We start from the raw sequence: 17,544 nt of genomic DNA, 5'->3' as shown, positions 1-17,544 counted from the left end.
GTGCAATGGCTCCCCGGGTACTCCTTCACACGACCGCCTCGATCCCTGTGACGGTCCGTGCGTGGCTGGGGTCCTTCGCAGGGATATCCCCTCCGGGGGGAAGGAAGAAGACGTCCGTCGTGGCTGGGGTCCCTAACGAAGGATGCCCCCTCAGGGGGAGGGAGCGAAGACGGCCCGTCCTCGCAGGCCGCCCCTGGTGGAGGCAGCGGCCGTGTCCCTGGAGGCCCCAGACCCCGCGTGGGGCTCGTGATGCATGCCGCACCAAAGAGAGAAGGCCGTACAAAGAGAAAGGGGCGGCAGAGAGAACTCTGCCGCCCCTTCACCAGCGTCAGTCGCGGTCGTTGCTCACCGTGGTCTTCTGGACCTGCAGGAGGAACTCGGCGTTGGACTTGGTCTCCTTCATCTTCTCCAGGAGCAGCTCCAGCGCCTGCTGCATGTCGAGCGCGTGGAGCACCCGGCGCAGCTTCCAGACGATCTGGAGCTCGTCCTTGGCCATGAGGATCTCTTCCTTACGGGTGCTGGACGCGTCGACGTCCACCGCGGGGAAGATGCGCTTGTCGGCCAGGGAGCGGCTGAGCTTGAGCTCCATGTTGCCGGTGCCCTTGAACTCCTCGAAGATGACCTCGTCCATCTTGGACCCGGTCTCGACCAGGGCCGTGGCGAGGATCGTCAGCGAGCCGCCGTTCTCGATGTTGCGGGCGGCGCCGAAGAAGCGCTTGGGCGGGTAGAGCGCGGTCGAGTCGACACCACCCGACAGGATGCGCCCGCTCGCGGGAGCCGCGAGGTTGTAGGCGCGCCCGAGGCGGGTGATCGAGTCGAGCAGCACGACCACGTCGTGGCCCAGCTCCACCAGGCGCTTGGCCCGCTCGATGGCGAGCTCGGCGACCGTGGTGTGGTCCTCGGCGGGACGGTCGAAGGTCGAGTGGATGACCTCGCCCTTGACCGACCGCTGCATGTCGGTGACCTCTTCAGGCCGTTCGTCCACCAGCACGACCATCAGGTGGCACTCGGTGTTGTTGCGGGTGATCGCGTTGGCGATCGCCTGGAGGACCATCGTCTTACCGGCCTTGGGCGGCGAGACGATGAGGCCGCGCTGGCCCTTGCCGATCGGCGAGACGAGGTCGATGATCCGCGTGGTGAGGATGTTCGGCTCGGTCTCGAGGCGCAGGCGGTCCTGCGGGTAGAGCGGCGTGAGCTTGTTGAAGTCGGGCCGGTTGCGGGCCTGCTCCGGGTCCATGCCGTTGACGGTGTCGAGGCGGACCAGGGCGTTGAACTTCTCGCGGCGCTCGCCGTCGCGCGGCTGCCGTACGGCGCCGGTGATGACGTCGCCCTTGCGCAGGCCGTTGCGGCGGATCTGGGCGAGCGAGACGTAGACGTCGTTGCTACCGGGCAGGTAGCCGCTCGTCCTGACGAACGCGTAGTTGTCGAGGATGTCGAGGATGCCGGCGATCGGGATGAGTACGTCGTCGTCGCCGATCACGGGCTCGTTGCTCTCGAAGCGCTCACGGCCACGGCCGCGGTTGCGCTCCCTGAACCGGCCCCGCCTGCCACGACCGCCGCGGTCGTCGTCGTCGCCGCCACCGCGCGGATCGTTGCGCGAGTCGCCCCGCTGATCGTTGCGGGAGTCGCTGCGCTGGTCACCGCGCTGGTCGTTGCCGCCACGCGGGTCACCGCCGCGACCGCCGTCGGCGACGCGCTCACGCTGGTCCACGCGACCGCCGTCACGGCCACCATCACGGTTGTCACGGCCATCCCGGCCGTCGCGGCTGTCACGAACGTCACGGCTGCTCTCGCCACGGCTGTCACGGCTGTCGCGAACATCGCGGCTGTCGCGGCTGTCGCGACTGTCGCGACCGTCACGAACATCGCGGCCGCCCTCACCGCGGTCGTTGCCGGAACGGTCGCTGCCGCCACGGTCACCACGCTCACGGCGCTCGCCCCTGGTGCGCCGCTCACGGCGGCTCTCACCACGGTCGCCACGCGGGTCGAGCTGGGTGTCGGCGGGCTGTGCCTGCTCCACGACCGGCTCGGCCGGGGCGGCGGCGGCCACGGGCTCGGGGGCCGCGGCCACCGGCTCGGGAGCCTGCGCGACGGGCTCTTCAACGGTCTTGGGGCGGGAACGTTCCCGGCGTGCCCTGGTGGGCCGCTCCGCGGCGGGCGCCGCGTCGGCGGCGGCCGGGGCCTCGGCTACGGCAGCGGGCGCGCCTTCTCCGGTGCTGCCACCCTGCTTCTCCTGGATGGCCGCGATGAGCTGGCTCTTCCGCATGCGCCCGGTGCCGCTGATGCCCAGCTCAGCGGCCATTTTCTGCAGCTCGGGCAGCACCTTGGCGGACAGGCCGGTGCCGGAGCGACGCGCACGGGGCTTGGCCGCGGCGCGGGTGGGGGTGTCGCCGGACGCGGGCTGCGCAGGTGAGCCTGGTGCGTCGGAGAGGAGTTCGGTGGTGTCGCTCAACTAAAGGTCCTTCCCAGGGGTCGGGCGCCGGTTTTGTTCTGCCGGGCGTCCCGGAGGTGCTTGCGATCCGGCGGGACAGACCGGGTCGGGGTGCACGTTGCGATCTTCGGCCGCCGCTGGGGACGACCGCCACTCTTGGGGAGAGGCACGTCCAAGCGGCCACAGGACAGTGACGCGTGGATGACACCCCTCAGATTGCTGTCGCCAGCCAGATGTCGAGGTGATTCGAACGCGCAGACCCCCGTCGTCGCCGCCTCACGTTGGGCCAACCGGGTGTGGGCCAACCGGAGGCAACGGATTCCGGGGAGACAGCCGCGCCGCACACGCCTCGCGACGTGCAGCATTATGCAGCGATGTGTGGCTGACAAGCACGCACCCACCAAGGGGGCATCTGGTGCGGCTATCAGCCTAACATCACCAGCGCACACGGCTATTCCCTGAAGGTCTAAAGAGGCATCAGCGTGTCTCGGGGAACTGAACGTTCGCACCAACTGGGTCGACGTCCATAAGCTGGATGTGCCAGTCATTACCCACTTCTGGCGCGATCAAATCCTGCGAATCCGATGTCGAAAACGCAAGAACTGTGGGACCTGCTCCCGAAACGACCGCAGGCACGCCCACTGCACGGAGACGTTCTACCAGATCCGCGCTGGCCCGCATCGCAGGCGCACGGTATTTCTGGTGAAGTCGGTCTTCGGTGGCGGCGAGCAGCAGCCCGCGCTCCGGCCGCTGAGTCAGCGCCGCGATCAGCAGCGCAGACCTGCCGGCGTTGAAAGAGGCGTCCTTGTGGGGCACGTCCTTCGGCAACAACCCCCGTGCGGTCTCCGTGGCCAGACGCGTCGCCGGAACGAACACGACAGGCCGGATGCGCACATCCGGGAGCAGTTTCACCATACGCGGTGATCCGGAGTGGTCGGTCCACGCAATCGTCAAGCCTCCGGCCAGGCATGGCGCGACATTGTCCGGATGCCCTTCCATCTCGGTGGCCAGGGCGAACACCTCGTCGTCGGAAAGGCCGTATCCGGCGGGGAATCCGGCCGCGCGCGGCCCCCCGTCGCCGGTATCCGCACGTGTAGATTCGCCGGGCCGCGCCAGCGCTCGGGCGGCCAGGATGCCCGCGCAGATCGCGGCCGAGGACGAACCCAGGCCGCGGGCGTGCGGGATGCGGTTGAGGCAGTGCAGCCGGATGCCCTCGGGCTGGGCGGCCCCCATGCGGTCGAACGTCCTGCGCATGGCCTTGACGACCAGGTGTCCTTCGCCGAGGTCGAGCTCGCCTTCGCCCTGTCCTTCGACGGTGACGTGGACGCCCCGCTCGCCGGTCAGCGTGGCCCGGACCTCGTCGTACAGGCCCAAGGCCAGGCCCAGGGTGTCGAAGCCGGGGCCCAGGTTCGCCGACGTGGCAGGCACACGGATGTCAACGGTGCTCATTCGCCTGATCTTTCCCCCGCCGCCTTCAGCGGCGACGGGCCTGTTTTCCGTACGGCAAAGCATCCGTGCGGCAAAGCTTCCCGTACGGCAACGCTTCCGTATGGCAACGCTTCCGTATGACAAAGCATCCGTATGGCAAGCAGAGCGCAGGCCACGGCATGCGCCCGCACGCAGTACGAGCCCCGGCGCTTCTAGCCCAGGTTGAGGGCGGCCGCGGCGGCGTGGACGTCGATGGGGATGGTGACCGGAGCCGGCGCGCCGGCGATCGCCCAGTCAGGGTCCTTGAGGCCGTTGCCCGTGACCGTGCAGACGATGCGCTGCCCGGGCTCGATGAGCCCGCGCGCGTGCGCCTGAAGGAGACCGGCGACGCTGGCCGCCGAGGCGAGCTCGACGAAGACGCCCTCCTCCTGGGCCAGCAGTTTGTACGCGGCCGCGATCTGCCGGTCCGTGACCGACTCGATGGCGCCCCCGGACTCGTCGCGCGCCGCCGTGGCGAGCTGCCAGGAGGCGGGATTGCCGATGCGGATGGCCGTGGCGATCGTGTGCGGGTGGGCGACGGGCCCGCCGTTGACGATGGGTGCCGCGCCGCTGGCCTGGAAGCCGAACATGCGCGGCGCCTTGGTGGCGATCCCGTCGGCGGCGTATTCGCGGTAGCCCATCCAGTAGGCCGAGATGTTGCCCGCGTTGCCCACCGGGATGCAGTGGATGTCGGGCGCGTCGCCGAGCGTGTCGACGATCTCGAAGGCGGCCGTCTTCTGGCCCTGCAGCCGGAACGGGTTGACCGAGTTGACCAGCGCGATCGGATAGCTGGACGACAGCTTGCGGGTCATCTCCAGGCAGTCGTCGAACGAGCCCTCGACCTGGAGCAGCGTGGCCCCGTGGACGAGCGCCTGGGCCAGCTTGCCCATCGCGATCTTGCCGCGTGGCACCAGCACGGCGCAGGTGAGCCCGGCGCGTACGGCGTAGGCGGCGGCCGAGGCCGAGGTGTTGCCGGTGGAGGCGCAGATGACCGCCTTGGCCCCCTCTTCGACGGCCTTGCTGATGGCCATCGTCATGCCGCGGTCCTTGAAGCTGCCCGTCGGATTGGCGCCCTCCACCTTGAGGTAGACGTCACACCCGGTCAGCGCGGAGACGCGGTGCGCGGGCACCAGCGGCGTGCCGCCCTCCAGCAGCGTGATGACGGGCGTCTTCGTGGTGACCGGAAGACGCTCTCGGTACTCCTCGATGAGGCCACGCCACGACCTGCTCATATTGACTCCCTACCTGCGGTCTTGGGCACCGAGTGTACGGGGTCCCGGCGGTGTTCACGGAGTCGAGTCCCGGGCCGCCGAGCCTCGGCCGCAACAACCCATATTTCAGGAAATTCTCAGCATCTCCCGGTAAGGTCCCCGGCAGGGGGGTCACCACCATGAACGCGCGTCCTGCCATGACGCAGAACGACTATTCTCCGCTGTCGCCGCCAGAGCTCGGCACCTGGTCACCGGCCCTGTCCGTGAGCGTGGTGATACCCGCGCACGGCGGGCCCCATCTGGAGCTGACGCTGGCCGCGCTGGCCGCTCAGACGTACCCGGACCACCTCATGGAGGTCCTGGTCGTGGACGACGGCAGCGAGCCGCCGATCCGGCTGCCGGAGATCCGGCCGGTCAACACCCGGATCGTCCCGGTGAAGACCGGCTGGGGCATCTCGAACGCCGTCAACACCGGCGCCAAGGCCGCCGACGGCGAGATCATCCAGCGCCTAGACGCCGACATGGTGGCCTGCCGCGAGCACATCGAGGCCCTGGCCCGCTGGCACCACGTGACCGACTATCTGGTCACGATCGGGATGAAGCGCTTCATCGAGGTGCCGACGATCACCGCCGAGCAGGTCTTCCGGGCGGGACACCTGGGAGACGTGTTCGACCTGGCGTCGGGCGTGTCGAGCTCCACCGAGGCGACGATCGCCAAGACCGACGGGCTCCGCAAGAGCCGCAATCCCTACCACGTGTGCACGGGACCGACCTTCGCCCTTCCCCGTGAGGTCTTCCACGCCGTGGGCGGTCTCGACCCGAACGTCGTACGCGGTGAGGACACCGAGTTCGCCTACCGGCTGGCCATGCACGGCGTCGTGTTCATCCCGGACATGGAAGCGCAGGCCGTACACCTCGGGCTGCCTGCTCAGCACCGTGACCGGGATCGCGCCGTGCGGGCCGTCGAGCCGTACCTTGCGCACCGGGTTCCGCTCCGCCGCGACCTGCGCAAGGACCAGGGCCGCCGCTGGCTCGTGCCGTACGTGGAGATCGTCCTGGACGTCACGGACACCTCGGAAGCGGTGGTCCGGCAGGCGGTGGCGGCGGCGCTCGACGGCAAGCTTCAGGACGTCGTGGTGACGCTGGTGGGTCCCTGGGCACGACTGCACGACGGGCGGCGGGCCGTGCTCAGCGACCCGCTCTTCGAGATGCGGCTGATGCGCGACCTGTTCGCCCACGACGACCGGATCCGGCTGATCGACGAGGCGGCCCCGACGCCGGCACCCGCGCCGTTCCGCTACCGGGGCCCGATCGACGTACCGCTGCACAAGGCGACGCTGGAGCGGATGATCGAGACGGTGCAGAAGGACCTGACGGGTGTGCTCGTCGTGGACCTGCCCGACGGCCGCGCGGCCCGCCTCGAACGCACCTCCGCCCTGGGCCGCGCCCTGCTGCTCGCCGCGCCGGGCGACGATCTCGACGAGATCATCCAGACCACGCACGGCGTACGGCACGAGGACCCGGACCGCTACTGGCCCCCGGCCCCGCAGCCGAAACCCACAGCCGAGAAGACCACGGCTCCGAAGGTGGCGCCTCAGAAGCCCGCCGCGCCGCTACCGCCGATCGTCACGGTTCCCGCCGCCGAGGAACGGACCCTCCTGGGCCGCCTCAAGTCGGCGCTCCGGCCCAGCTGAGCACGCAGCCTCAGGGCGCGCTCGAACCGGTTAGGCACCGCAGCGTCCGCCCGGGACGCTAGCCGCGCAGCCTCTTGCCCAGGGCGCGCTTGACCGTGGTGGCCAGCAGGACGCGCATGCTCTGCTGGGCCCGGTTGGCGGCGGCCAGCTGACGGCGCAGCGTACTGACATCGCGCCGCAGCTCCACCGCGCTCTTGCGCCAGCGCCCCGCCTCGTCGCGCCACTTGGTCACCTGCGCGCGCAGCCGTTCGGCCTCCTTGGTCAGCCGCGCCACGTCGGCCTCCGCCTTGAGCCTGGCCCGGTAGGCGCTGCGGCGGCCGAGCAGTTCCGCCGTTTCCTCGGCGAACCCGTACGTTTCGCCCTCCACCCACGCGACGCCCGCCACGTCGTCCACCGCGTCGTCGAGCTCCTCGTCGGGGCGTACGACGATCCGCGCACGGGCGAAGGAGGAGGCGCGCTCCAGCCGAGCGGCCACGACGCCGTCCTTGGACTCGTGGAGCAGGACGTTCACCAGCCCCAGCCCTTCGCCACGGGCCAGGTCGAGCAGCCTGGCCAGGCTGTCCTCCCCCGGCACCCAGCCGGCGGGCAGCCGCAGCACGTACGGCACGCCCGGGTCGACCTCGCCGGAGACCGCGAGCCGTACCCGGCCCTCGTGCAGGTAGTGGCCGTGGACCAGCACCAGGTCGAGGTCGGGGTCCTTCAGCGGGGCCCGGCGCTCGCGCCCGAGGGAGTCCCAGGGACCGACCACGACGACGGACAGGTCCAGCATGGTGCCCGCCAGCAGGGCGTCGACCGTGGCGCGGACCTGCTCGTAGCCGGCGGTGCCGTCGACGACGATCGCGACGTACGGGACCTTCCACTGGCGGGAGGGGTGCGAGCGGAGCCACCGGTAGGCGGGGATGCGGTCGGCGACGAACGCGTAGCTCACCCGGTCGATAGGCCGCTGGTCGCGCATGCGCATGGTCGGCCCGAGATGGTAGGCGCGGGCCTTGGGCTCCGGTACGAACACCGCCCCGGCCTGGTAGAGCCGGTAGCCCATCTCCGTGTCCTGGCCGAGGATCAGCTCGTCGTCCATCGTCCCGGCGGCGGCGACCAGCCGGGCGTTGACCGAGGTCGCACCGCCGACGTGCAGGCTGAAGGGGCGCTGGGTGTTGTCGGTGAGGCCGTTCGTCCGCTCGATGAGGTCGACGATCCAGGCGTGCGGCTCGGCCGGCTCGAAGGCCTTCTCCAGGTCATCGGGCAGCTCGGCGGGAAGCGGCGCGTCGGTGAACCTGATGTAGCTGGTCACGGCCAGATAAGGCGCGGCGTGGTGCCAGCGCATGTGCGCCTCGATCGAGCCGGAGGTGAGCACGACGTCGGAGTCGAGCCAGTGGATCACGTCGCCGGTGGCCTCGGCGAGCCCGGCGTTGCGCGCGCCGGCCCGGCCCGGATCGTGACAGACGATCAGCCGGGCGCCTTCGGGGCGTTCGTCCGGCAGCCGCAGGGGCGGGGAGCTGCCGTTGTCGACGACGATGACCTCGATCAGCCCGGCGGGGTAGGTCTGCCGGGCGAGCCCGGCCAGTGCCAGGTCGAGCTTGTCCTGGCCGCCGTACGCGGGCACGACCACGCTGACCCGCAGCGTCGGCGTGTAGGTCTCCGGCGGTTCGAGCATCCGGTAGTCGTTGCCGCGAACCCTCGTGCCGCTTCCAGAAGCAGGCTCGGCCCTCATGCCGCTTCCAGGAGCAGGCTCGGGCGGAAGCCGCGCCACTGGTTCGTGGCGACCTTCAGGAAGTGGGCGAGCGGGAGTTGCCAGGTGTGCTGGTCGCTCAGCGTGCGCCGGAGCACGTAGCCGAGGCCGTGGGTGCGGTAGATGCCGGCCCCGGCCGCCTGGGCGGCCTTGAGGAAGTCTCTGTCCACCGCCCGCGGCTGGGCCGGAAATCCCCCTAGGTCCTGAAATATCGTTCTTGAGGCGAGAATCGTGCCGCCTGCCACATGATCGCTGGAGACCTCGCTCGGATAAGCGGCGCCGCTGGCGAACGTGGTACGTCTGATCGTGGCGTGCAACGGCTCCAGGTAAAAGAATTCGGCCGTCGTGCCCACGATGTCGGCCCCCGAATAGGACGCCGCCATGATCAGGTCGGCGAGGTGGTCGGGGCCGTACCAATCGTCGTCGTCCCACTTGGCCACGTAGTCGCCGGCCGCCAGCGCCGCGGCCTCGTTCAGCACCTCGCCGAAGGACGTCGTGGCCGGGGCCTCGACCCAGGTCACAGGCAGGGGGCAGCTCTCGACCGCTTGCCGTACCTGCTCGAAGGGGACACCGTGCAGGCCCAGCAATACCTCGATGTCGGTGTCGCGCTGCCGGGCCATCTGCGCGAGCGCCCCGGCGACCAGCGCCGGGCGCCTGGTGGACATGACCACGCTGATCCGCGGCGTACGCGAGGGCGGCAGGCGGTGGGTCAGGCGGCGCAGCCGGACGCTGTGCTCCTCGCGGCGTAAGTCGGCCAGCGACCTGGGGCCGGTCCCGGTGTGAGCGAGCCAGTCGCGGTCCGTGACCAGTGCCGCCAGCTCCGGGGGGACCCACGCGGGGGCGTCGTCGGCGGTCAGTGGCACGCCCGCCGCCGCCAGCCGGACCAGTCCGGCGAGTGGCACCTGGTGATCGGGCCACTCGATCTCCAGGCCGCGCAGCGGACGCAGGGACGGCACGTCGGGCTCATGGCCGTCGACGGCCCATCCGGTGAAGGCCCCGGGCAGCTCGGCGGGGCGGCCCTCACTCCAATGCAGGCGAGCGAGCCCCTTCTCCGGGGTACGCGCGAAGCCGCAGGGGGTGACGGACATGGTGCTCCTCGACCGACGGGGACTCAGTCGGCGCCTACCTTACGCCGGTCTGACACCATCTGAGATGTTGAGTTCACCTTAGGGGTTGATGCCGGCGCGGACGGCGATCTGAGCTGAACTAGCAGGATCCTCCCAGTTTTTGTCCAGGAAGCTATGGCACGGTAGTGGCGAATGTTTATTAAGGTGTCAATATCCCATTGTCACCAGATACGTCATGACTACGAAAGGTATGCGCGGATGTTCTCGCCCCGCCGCCTGGCAGCGACCGCCGCAATCCTCGGAGTTCTGGGCGTCGCCGTGCTCGTGCTGCTCGTCCTCACCGATCTGCTCACGCTCGGCGCCGCCGCCGCTTCGGGGGCGTTCGCCGTCACGCTGGCCGGGCTCGCCGTGCTCGTGCTGACCGTACGACGCCTCGACGGCAAGGCCCAGCGCATCGACCTGCGAGCCAAGAAGCACGAGGCCGAGCTGGCCAAGACCGCCACCGCGCTCAAGCGCATCGAGGGCCGGCTGGACCGCCTGACCGAGGCCATCGAGCAGTCGGCGACGCGGCGCGAGGAGGATCTCGGCGCGATCCTGGCCTCGCTGGGCGAGGACCGGGTCAACGCCATGACGCGGGCGCGAGAGGTGGAGGAGCTGCGCGAGGAAGTCCGCGCGCTGGCCAAGGACCCGGTATGACGCGGATCAGGCACAACGACTGGGGCACGCTGGATCCGCCGGCCATCGGCGCCTGGCAGCCCGCGCTGACCGTCTCCGTGGTGATCCCCGCCTACAACTGCGCCGCGGCACTCGCCCGGACCGTGGCCGCGCTGGCGGAGCAGACCTATCCGGCCCGATTGGTCGAGGTCGTCGTCGCCGACGACGGCAGCGAGCCGCCCATCGACCTGCCCGGCGTCCGGGTCGTCCGGGTGAGCGAGGGCTGGGGGCGCGGCGCCGCCAGGGAGACCGGCCGGCTGGCCGCCACCGGCGACGTGATCCACTGGCTCGACGCGGACATGATCCTGGCTCCTGACCACCTGGAAGCGCACATGCGCTGGCACCACCTCATCGACCACGCCGTCGTGATCGGCGACACCCGGTTCGTGGCGGCGCTGGGCGAGGAGGGCACCCGGACCGAGTACACCCGCGCGACCCTGGAGTCCACCAGGATGCTCAAGGACGCGGGTTCGAGCGCGTACCTGCTGCACACCGGCGCCTCCTCCTCCGTCCGCGCCGACCTGCTGCGCGACGCGGGCGGCGTCGACCGGACCCTGAACATGGCCGAGGACACCGAGCTGGGCTACCGGCTGGCACAGGCCGGGGCGGTGTTCATCCCCGACGAGCAGGCGCGCGCCTGGCATGTCGGGCAGTCCACCGTGATGCGCCGCGAGAAGGACGTACACCGGCACAACTGGTCGTTCCTCGGCGATCTGATCCCCGATCTGCGCTGGCTGCGCGGCCATCCGCGTCGCCGCTGGCTCGTGCCGTACATCCAGGTCGTCGTGGCGGCGACCGGCTACGAGGAGACGCGCGCCGGCGTGGACTCCGCGCTGGCGGGCACGATCGCCGACACGGCCGTGGCGATCGTCGGCCCCTGGGACAAGCTGACGGACGAGCGCCGCGACAGCCTCGACGACCCGCTGCTCGACCTGCGCCTCATCCACAACCTCTACCGGAACGAGCCGCGCGTCACGTTCGTGACGGCCGCCCCCGACTCGGCCGCGCCCTCCCCCTTCCTGCTCACACTCCCGTCCGGCTGGGCGCTGGGCGCCGACACGCTGTCCCGGCTCGTACGGCTGGCGGAACAGGACACGCTGGGACTCGTCTGCGCCGCGCTCGCCGAGGCCGAGACCGGGGTCGTGACCGCCAGGCTGGAGCGCACCGCGGCCTTCTCCCGCGCGGCCCTGTTCCATGGGGGGACCGACGACCTGGTGGACGAGATGTTCGGGTCGGTCTGGGTGAGCGGGGCCGAGTACGGCTTCGCCGCGGAGGACCAGGCCGAGCCGCTGGCCGGAGACACCGCCAAGTGGCGGGCGCTGGCCGGCAAGCGGCAGAACGAGGTGAAGGAGCTGCGCGCCGAGATCGACCGGCTGGCGGCCGAGGTGGACCGGCTGGCGGCCGATCCCGCCCCCGACACAGTCGCCACCGGACCGCTGACCTCGCTCATCAGGCATCTGCGGAGCGCCGGATGATCCGCGAGCTGCTGGCCGAGATGCCCAAGGCGCGCATCTTCCTGGCCGGGGTCGAGCACGACGTCACCGCCGTGGACCTGGACCGGGACCTGCTGGAGCCGTCGGCGGACACGGAACGGGTGCATGAGGTGCTCGTGCTCGCCCGTACCCCCGCCGACCTGCGCCGGGCCGCCACGCTGCACAAGCTGCTGCCGGAGGCCCGGCGGGTGGTCGTGGCCGTGCTCGACACGCCCGCCTCCCATCCGGCCCCCGTGCCCACCCCGACGCCCGCGCACCGCTGGCGCTCGCTCACGGATCTGCGGGTCTACCAGCCGAAGGACCGGGTGTGGGTGGTGGACGCGCGGTTCTCGGCGCCCACTCCCGCCGGCCGTACGGTGACGGCGACGGCTCGGGCGTTCGCCGGGCACCGGCTCGATGTCATCACGGCGCCCGCGGCGGCGATCGCGGGCGTCGGCGCGGCGGCCTGGCGTCCCGGGGACCCGAACGCGACGCCCTCCGAGGTCACCGGGCCGGTGCCGGAACGGGTCGGCGCCCCGGGCAGCGACGTCGTACTCCGCACAGTCGACGCTTCCGGAACAGTTTCTGGAATGGCTTCCGGACCAGCTTCCAGATCCGAGGAGGGCTCGGACGACACGGCCGTGGCCGGCTGGTCCGGGTCGCAGACGCCGATCGAGCGGCCGACCGCACGGTCCGCGAGCTGGGAGCGGCTCGGCCGTCCCGGCGGCGCCGCGCTGTCCCTGGCCGACCCCGACGTGCTCGGTCAGCCGTCCATGATCCCGCCGGTCGACGAGCGGCTGGTGAACCCGCAGGGCTTCGTCACCACCCCGTCCCGCGGCCTGGCCTCCCTGGTGGAGCGCGACGGCCGCTGGTCGGTCGTGCTCGACGGGAAGATGGTGACGGCGTTCGCCGAGTCGGGCGGCGTCACGGACGCCGACGTGGGCAGGCTCAGGCAGCTGCGCGGTGTGGAGATCGACTGGCACCACGCCCACAGCGGCCCTCTCGCCGCCGTCCGCGTGCTCACGGGCCTGGCCGCGGCCGGCGTGCCGCTGATCGCGGACATGGTGCCGCGCTGGGCGGGCGCACTCGGCGACGAGCTCGCCCGGCTGCTGATGTCCGATCCCGACCTCTCCGACGAGCTCCGCCGCGAGGAGCACAGCATCCGGCTACGCCGCGAGGCGCTGCGCACCCATGGCGTCGCGGCCCGCTGGGAGCAGCTCGGCGCCCCCGCCCCCGCTCCCCCGCTGACCTCGGTGCTGCTGGCCACCCGGCGCACCGACATGGTCGGGTTCGCGCTCGACCAGGTCGCCCAGCAGCGCGACGCCCAGCTCGAAGTGATCCTCGCCCTGCACGGCGTGCCCCAGGGCCATCCGGACGTGGCCGCGGCCATCGCCGGCTTCGACGGCCCGCTGACCGTCCTGGAGGCCGACCACCAGGCGGTGTTCGGCCAGGTGCTCAACGACGCGGCGGCGCGGGCCTCGGGCTCGTTCCTGCTGAAGATGGACGACGACGACTGGTACGGCCCCGACTTCCTGGCCGACCTGCTGCTCGCGCACTCCTACTCGGGGGCCCAGGTGGTGGGCACCGTGCCGGAATTCGTCTACCTGTCGTCGATCGACGTCACCGTGCACCGCAAGCAGATCACCGAGCAGATCACCAGCTTCGTCGCGGGCGGCACGATCCTGGTGGAGCGCTCGGCGTTCCAGGCGGTGGGTGGTTTCCGGCCGCTGCGCCGCTCGGTCGACACCCAGTTCCAGGAGGCGCTGCAGGCGGCCGGCGGGCAGATCTACCGTACGCACGGGCTCGGCTACATCCTGCGCCGCGGCCCCGCCGCCAACCACACCTGGCAGGAGCCGATCGGCACGTTCCTGCAGCGCAACAGGAACCAGTGGCGTGGCTTCCACCCCAGCCTTCTCATGGAACTACCGTGACTCCTCGTATCCGCCGCAACGACTACGGGGTGCTCACCCCGCCCCTGCTCGGCCAGTGGACACCCGAGCTGACCGTCACCGTCGTCATCCCGGCCCACGACCGCCAGGAGACCCTCGACCTCACCCTGGCCGCGCTGTCGGCGCAGAGCTATCCGGCCGAGCTCATGGACGTCATCGTCGTGGACGACGGCAGCGCGGTGCCGGTGCGCCTGCCCGACCTCGTCCCGGCGCGTACCCGCCTCATCACCAGCCCGCCCGGCGGCTGGGGCCGGGCCTGGGCCGTCCAGACCGGCGTCGACGCCGCCACCGGCGAGATCGTCTTCGTGCTGGACGCCGACATGGTGCCCCATCGCCACCACGTCGAGGCCCAGCTCCGCTGGCACCACCTGGCCCCGTACCTGGTCGTGCTGGGCTGGATCGACTTCACCGTCGGCGACGTGCTGCCCACCCCCGGCGAGGTGCGCCAGGCGCTGGAGGACGGGCACGAGGACAAGCTGTTCCCCCTCTCCCCGCACCGCCACGACTGGGCCGAGAAGATCATCCTCGACCACGACGGCCTGCGCACCGCCCCGAACTCCCTGGCCACCCGCATCCACGTCGGCGCCACCGTCTCCTACCCCGCCTCGCTACTGCGCTCGATCGGCGGGCTGGACACCTCCCTGGTGCTGGCGGAGGACACGGAACTCGGCTACCGGCTCACGCAGGCGGGCGCCGTGTACGTACCGGACCCGGACTCGCGCGTGTGGCACATCGGGCTGCCGACGGCCATGCGTGATTTCCTGTCGTTGAAGCGGTACAACGACCCTTATGTGGCGGACCGCGTACCGTACCGGCGCTATCTACGCACGGACCCGGGCCGGCAGTGGCTCGTCCCGTACGTGGACGCGGTCGTCCCCGCGGCAGGCTACGAGGACGTCCGCGCGACGGTCGACGCCCTGCTGGCCGGCTCGCTGCCGGACGTCGCGATCACCATCACCGGCCCCTGGTCCGCGCTGGGCGACGGCCGCCGCTCCCCGCTCCGCGACCCCGACCTGGACCTCCGCCTCATCCACGCCACCTTCGAACACGACCCCCGGGTACGGCTGGCCGACACCACGGATCCTTCCGGCGTCGTGTCACCGTTCCGCCTCCTCATGCCGCCCGGCTGGGTCCCGGCTCGCGACGCCCTTGAGCGCTTGGTCGACCACCTGGAAGAGCACGACGGCGGCGCCCTGTGCGTCGCCCTCGACGAAACCGACCAGGGCGTCACCGTGGCCAGACTCGAACGCACCGCCGCCCTCTCCCGCGCCGCCCTGGTGGCCCGCCCCGGCGAACACCTGGACACCGTCCTGGACGAGGTCTTCGGCCTGGAATGGGTGGACGGCGACACCTGGGGCTTCACCCGCCGCCCCCCGATCTACCCACCCCGCCGCCGCCCCGTGCCCGAACTGGACCGCGTCACGGCCCAGTACGAGAAGGAGCTCACCCGCCTGCGCAAGCGCACCACCCTCATGCAGGCCGAACTCGCTCAACTCCGCAGGGAGGCGGGCAAAGGCCGCAGGGACGCGGAACGGTGGCGCGAGAAGGCCGAGTCATGGCGCCGCGAGGCGGTCCGCCTGTCCCGCGCCCAGGACCGCACGGTACTCAAACGCGCCGTCAAGCGAGTCCGCAACCTGGCCTTTCCCGACAGCTAACCCCCTAACTGCATGGCCTTCTCTTATGGGGGCGCTTCGCGCCTATTGGAACTCAGACTGTGTCTATTGGGGCTGCGCCCCAAACCCCATCGAGGGGCTGCCGCCCCTCGAGCTCCCCGCCCGGTGGGCCGGAGCGGATGGACAGCGAATTGACATCCTCCCCGGCCTGAAGGCCGAGGCTTTCTGCGGACCTTCGGTAAAGGGGATGGCGAAATGATGCGCATCGTCGGGAAGGCCGCGGCAATGCTCAGCGGGGCCGGCCTGTCGCTCGTCCTGTCAGCCTCCGCCGCACACGCCACCACTGTTCCGGTGCATCACGTCAAGGCGAGTTGCACCATGAGCGATGGCCAGAAGGCGGACTTCGAGCTGAAATACCGGACGTCCAGCGGGCACCACCGCGTCTCCGACATCATCTACCGATGGAACTCCGAGGTACCGATCCGCCTGAAGACCGCACACCTTCGCCTGATGGTCGAACGACGCGGCAAGGACAAGAAGGTCTTCGGGGAGACCGTCCATGAGAAGCACGCCTCCACTGACATCTCCTACGACATCGTCGTCGACGTCAAGGTCCCGGCCAAGAGGAAGCTCTATCTCGTCGTCGACTCCACGTTCGTGAAGAAGGGCAAGACCATGCGCTGCGCGGGGCACAATGCCAGCGTTTGACGCGCTCCCCGGTGTGAACCGGGTTGAGGCGTCTTCCCACAACTTCACGATCGCTGGATACTTACCGCCCAGACCTCGGCGAACTCCAAGAACCGAGCCAGCGCGTGCTTAGGACCAGGTCATGACCAGCTGGGTATGGCGTTTGCGGAAGATGCGGCCTACGGCAGGCGCAGGCGGGGCAACCTCGGCGGGGTAAAGGGCAAACGTCGGGATGGGGTGGTCTGGCCAGTGGCGGTACCAGGTCAGGACGTGATCGTGAAGTTGCTGTCCTGGCTCAGCGAAAGTGATGCGGCTCAGCCAAGCTGACGTCGTGACTCAGTAGGTTTGATGTCGGCTCAGTGAAACTGATGCGGGGCGCGCCTATAACCGGTTGCGCGCCAGTCTGGGCATGCCGCCAGAATTGGCGCGTGAGCGCGCCCGCCGATCTGGAGTTCCTGCCCCGGCTGCTGGCCGCGTGGGGTTTCCCCCCGGGCACGACGATCATCCGAGCCGAGCAGGGGACCAATAACCAGACGTTCATGCTCCGCCAGGCGGACCTCCGATTTGTGCTCCAGGTCAGCCAGTCCCTGTCCGCCGCGCAGGTGGACGCCGAGCACCGGATCTTGCGGTGGCTAGGGCAGGCCGGACTTCCCTTCCAGGTGCCTGAGCCAGTCGCCGCGCTCAGCGGGGACACGGTGATCGAGACCGCGGTCGGGCCCGCCACCGTCTGCCGGTGGATCCCCGGCGTGCGGCCCGACCTCACGGGCCAGGCGGCACTCGAGCGCTTCGGGCGGGCGGCCGGGCTGCTCGGCGAGGCGATGCTGGGCGTGCCGCCAGAAGACGGGCTGGGGGACTGGCGCGGTAATCCTCTGACGCACCCCGCCGTGCCGCACGTTGGCGCCCTTTGCCGTCAGCTGCGCGCCGCCGGGATCAGCGCGGAGCGGGTCGCCCGTCTCGACGCCGTGGCGCGCCGCGTCGAGCAGGAGTGGCTTGCGGGCGGCGGCGCGCTGCCGACCCAGGTCATCCACGGTGACCTGGCGGCCTCGAACGTGCTGGTCGACAAGGACACCGGGGAGGTGAGCGGGCTGCTTGACTTCGAGTTTGCCGGGGTCGGCTTCCTGGTTCAGGAGGTGATGGCGGCGCTGTTCTACAGCGGGGCCTTGGAGACGCACGACTGGCAACTCCGCACGGCGGCCTTTCTCCGGGGGTACGCCTCGGTCCGCCCGCTGGACGCCGCCGAGGCCGACGCGCTGCCCCGGTTGCTCCTCGCTCGGGCCGTCGGTAGCGCCCTGTCGCGAGGGGGCCGCTGGCTGAACGGGAAGGCACAGCTCGGCGAGGTCGCCGACCGGATCCGCAAGCTGGTAGACACGACCCGCTGGCTCGATGCCAACGGCGTGAAGCTCCGATCACTCGCGACCGCCGGCGGGAACGGGTGACTCTGAAGTGCGGCTGGCGCGAGCCCCACGACGGGGCTCGGTTCCTCGATATTTGCGCAGGTCAGAGAGTTCAGGAT

The 17,544-nt window shown here is 70.6% G+C and carries 12 protein-coding genes; 7 read left to right on the top strand and 5 right to left on the bottom strand.

Features of this window, described 5'->3' with window-relative positions; genetic code table 11:
- Positions 1-328 precede the first annotated feature (328 nt).
- From rho to thrC, 3 genes are all read right to left on the bottom strand, one after another.
- On the bottom strand, positions 329-2,452 hold the full coding sequence (gene rho / locus AB0L53_RS26340; RefSeq protein ID WP_363998843.1) for a transcription termination factor Rho: 2,124 nt from the start codon (positions 2,450-2,452) through the stop codon (positions 329-331).
- Between the two features lie 456 nt (positions 2,453-2,908).
- Positions 2,909-3,880 (bottom strand): homoserine kinase, encoded by a 972-nt coding sequence (locus AB0L53_RS26335; RefSeq protein WP_363998840.1) that lies wholly within the window; start codon positions 3,878-3,880, stop codon positions 2,909-2,911.
- Positions 3,881-4,071: 191 nt separating this feature from the next.
- Positions 4,072-5,130, bottom strand: coding sequence for a threonine synthase (gene thrC / locus AB0L53_RS26330; protein WP_358537157.1), 1,059 nt, complete (start codon positions 5,128-5,130; stop codon positions 4,072-4,074).
- A gap of 158 nt (positions 5,131-5,288) precedes the next feature.
- Between thrC and AB0L53_RS26325 the strand changes: the two genes are divergently transcribed.
- Positions 5,289-6,803: a glycosyltransferase gene (locus tag AB0L53_RS26325; protein WP_363998836.1), complete on the top strand. Its 1,515-nt coding sequence runs from the start codon at positions 5,289-5,291 to the stop codon at positions 6,801-6,803.
- A gap of 58 nt (positions 6,804-6,861) precedes the next feature.
- On the opposite strand, the gene AB0L53_RS26320 is transcribed toward AB0L53_RS26325, so the two are convergent.
- A complete protein-coding gene (locus AB0L53_RS26320; RefSeq protein WP_363998833.1) occupies positions 6,862-8,511 on the bottom strand; it encodes a glycosyltransferase in 1,650 nt (549 codons plus the stop codon).
- Positions 8,508-9,617: a glycosyltransferase gene (locus AB0L53_RS26315; protein ID WP_363998830.1), complete on the bottom strand. Its 1,110-nt coding sequence runs from the start codon at positions 9,615-9,617 to the stop codon at positions 8,508-8,510. The genes AB0L53_RS26320 and AB0L53_RS26315 overlap by 4 nt, the downstream gene beginning before the upstream one ends.
- Before the next feature lie 237 nt (positions 9,618-9,854).
- Here AB0L53_RS26315 and AB0L53_RS26310 point away from each other — a divergent pair, with 237 nt between their 5' ends.
- The 6 genes from AB0L53_RS26310 to AB0L53_RS26285 all read left to right on the top strand — a co-directional run bounded on the left by AB0L53_RS26310 (position 9,855) and on the right by AB0L53_RS26285 (position 17,467).
- Positions 9,855-10,292, top strand: coding sequence for a hypothetical protein (locus AB0L53_RS26310; protein WP_358537146.1), 438 nt, complete (start codon positions 9,855-9,857; stop codon positions 10,290-10,292).
- Positions 10,289-11,785, top strand: coding sequence for a glycosyltransferase family 2 protein (locus tag AB0L53_RS26305; RefSeq protein ID WP_363998826.1), 1,497 nt, complete (start codon positions 10,289-10,291; stop codon positions 11,783-11,785). Before AB0L53_RS26310 ends, AB0L53_RS26305 begins: the two co-directional genes overlap by 4 nt.
- Entirely contained in the window at positions 11,782-13,713 is a 1,932-nt protein-coding gene (locus AB0L53_RS26300) for a glycosyltransferase (RefSeq protein ID WP_363998823.1), read from the top strand. Before AB0L53_RS26305 ends, AB0L53_RS26300 begins: the two co-directional genes overlap by 4 nt.
- On the top strand, positions 13,710-15,386 hold the full coding sequence (locus tag AB0L53_RS26295; protein ID WP_363998820.1) for a glycosyltransferase: 1,677 nt from the start codon (positions 13,710-13,712) through the stop codon (positions 15,384-15,386). Before AB0L53_RS26300 ends, AB0L53_RS26295 begins: the two co-directional genes overlap by 4 nt.
- Positions 15,387-15,599: 213 nt before the next feature.
- Positions 15,600-16,052 carry a hypothetical protein gene (locus tag AB0L53_RS26290; RefSeq protein WP_363998818.1) on the top strand — a complete coding sequence of 151 codons (453 nt, stop codon included), beginning with the start codon at positions 15,600-15,602 and terminating at the stop codon, positions 16,050-16,052.
- A gap of 407 nt (positions 16,053-16,459) precedes the next feature.
- Positions 16,460-17,467: a phosphotransferase gene (locus AB0L53_RS26285; RefSeq protein ID WP_363998815.1), complete on the top strand. Its 1,008-nt coding sequence runs from the start codon at positions 16,460-16,462 to the stop codon at positions 17,465-17,467.
- Positions 17,468-17,544 lie beyond the last annotated feature (77 nt).

This window comes from Nonomuraea sp. NPDC052129, from assembly GCF_040680095.1.
Lineage (GTDB): Bacteria > Actinomycetota > Actinomycetes > Streptosporangiales > Streptosporangiaceae > Nonomuraea.
The sequence above is the reverse complement of the archived record's forward strand: the minus strand, read 5'-3'. Positions and strand labels throughout refer to the sequence as shown.

Coding starts and splice junctions, on each gene's coding strand:
- AB0L53_RS26335 (WP_363998840.1), bottom strand. CDS start 3,880: ATGAGCACCGTTGACATCCGTGTGCCTGCCACGTCGGCGAACCTGGGC.
- thrC (WP_358537157.1), bottom strand. CDS start 5,130: ATGAGCAGGTCGTGGCGTGGCCTCATCGAGGAGTACCGAGAGCGTCTT.
- AB0L53_RS26325 (WP_363998836.1), top strand. CDS start 5,289: ATGAACGCGCGTCCTGCCATGACGCAGAACGACTATTCTCCGCTGTCG.
- AB0L53_RS26320 (WP_363998833.1), bottom strand. CDS start 8,511: ATGAGGGCCGAGCCTGCTTCTGGAAGCGGCACGAGGGTTCGCGGCAAC.
- AB0L53_RS26315 (WP_363998830.1), bottom strand. CDS start 9,617: ATGTCCGTCACCCCCTGCGGCTTCGCGCGTACCCCGGAGAAGGGGCTC.
- AB0L53_RS26310 (WP_358537146.1), top strand. CDS start 9,855: ATGTTCTCGCCCCGCCGCCTGGCAGCGACCGCCGCAATCCTCGGAGTT.
- AB0L53_RS26305 (WP_363998826.1), top strand. CDS start 10,289: ATGACGCGGATCAGGCACAACGACTGGGGCACGCTGGATCCGCCGGCC.
- AB0L53_RS26300 (WP_363998823.1), top strand. CDS start 11,782: ATGATCCGCGAGCTGCTGGCCGAGATGCCCAAGGCGCGCATCTTCCTG.
- AB0L53_RS26290 (WP_363998818.1), top strand. CDS start 15,600: ATGATGCGCATCGTCGGGAAGGCCGCGGCAATGCTCAGCGGGGCCGGC.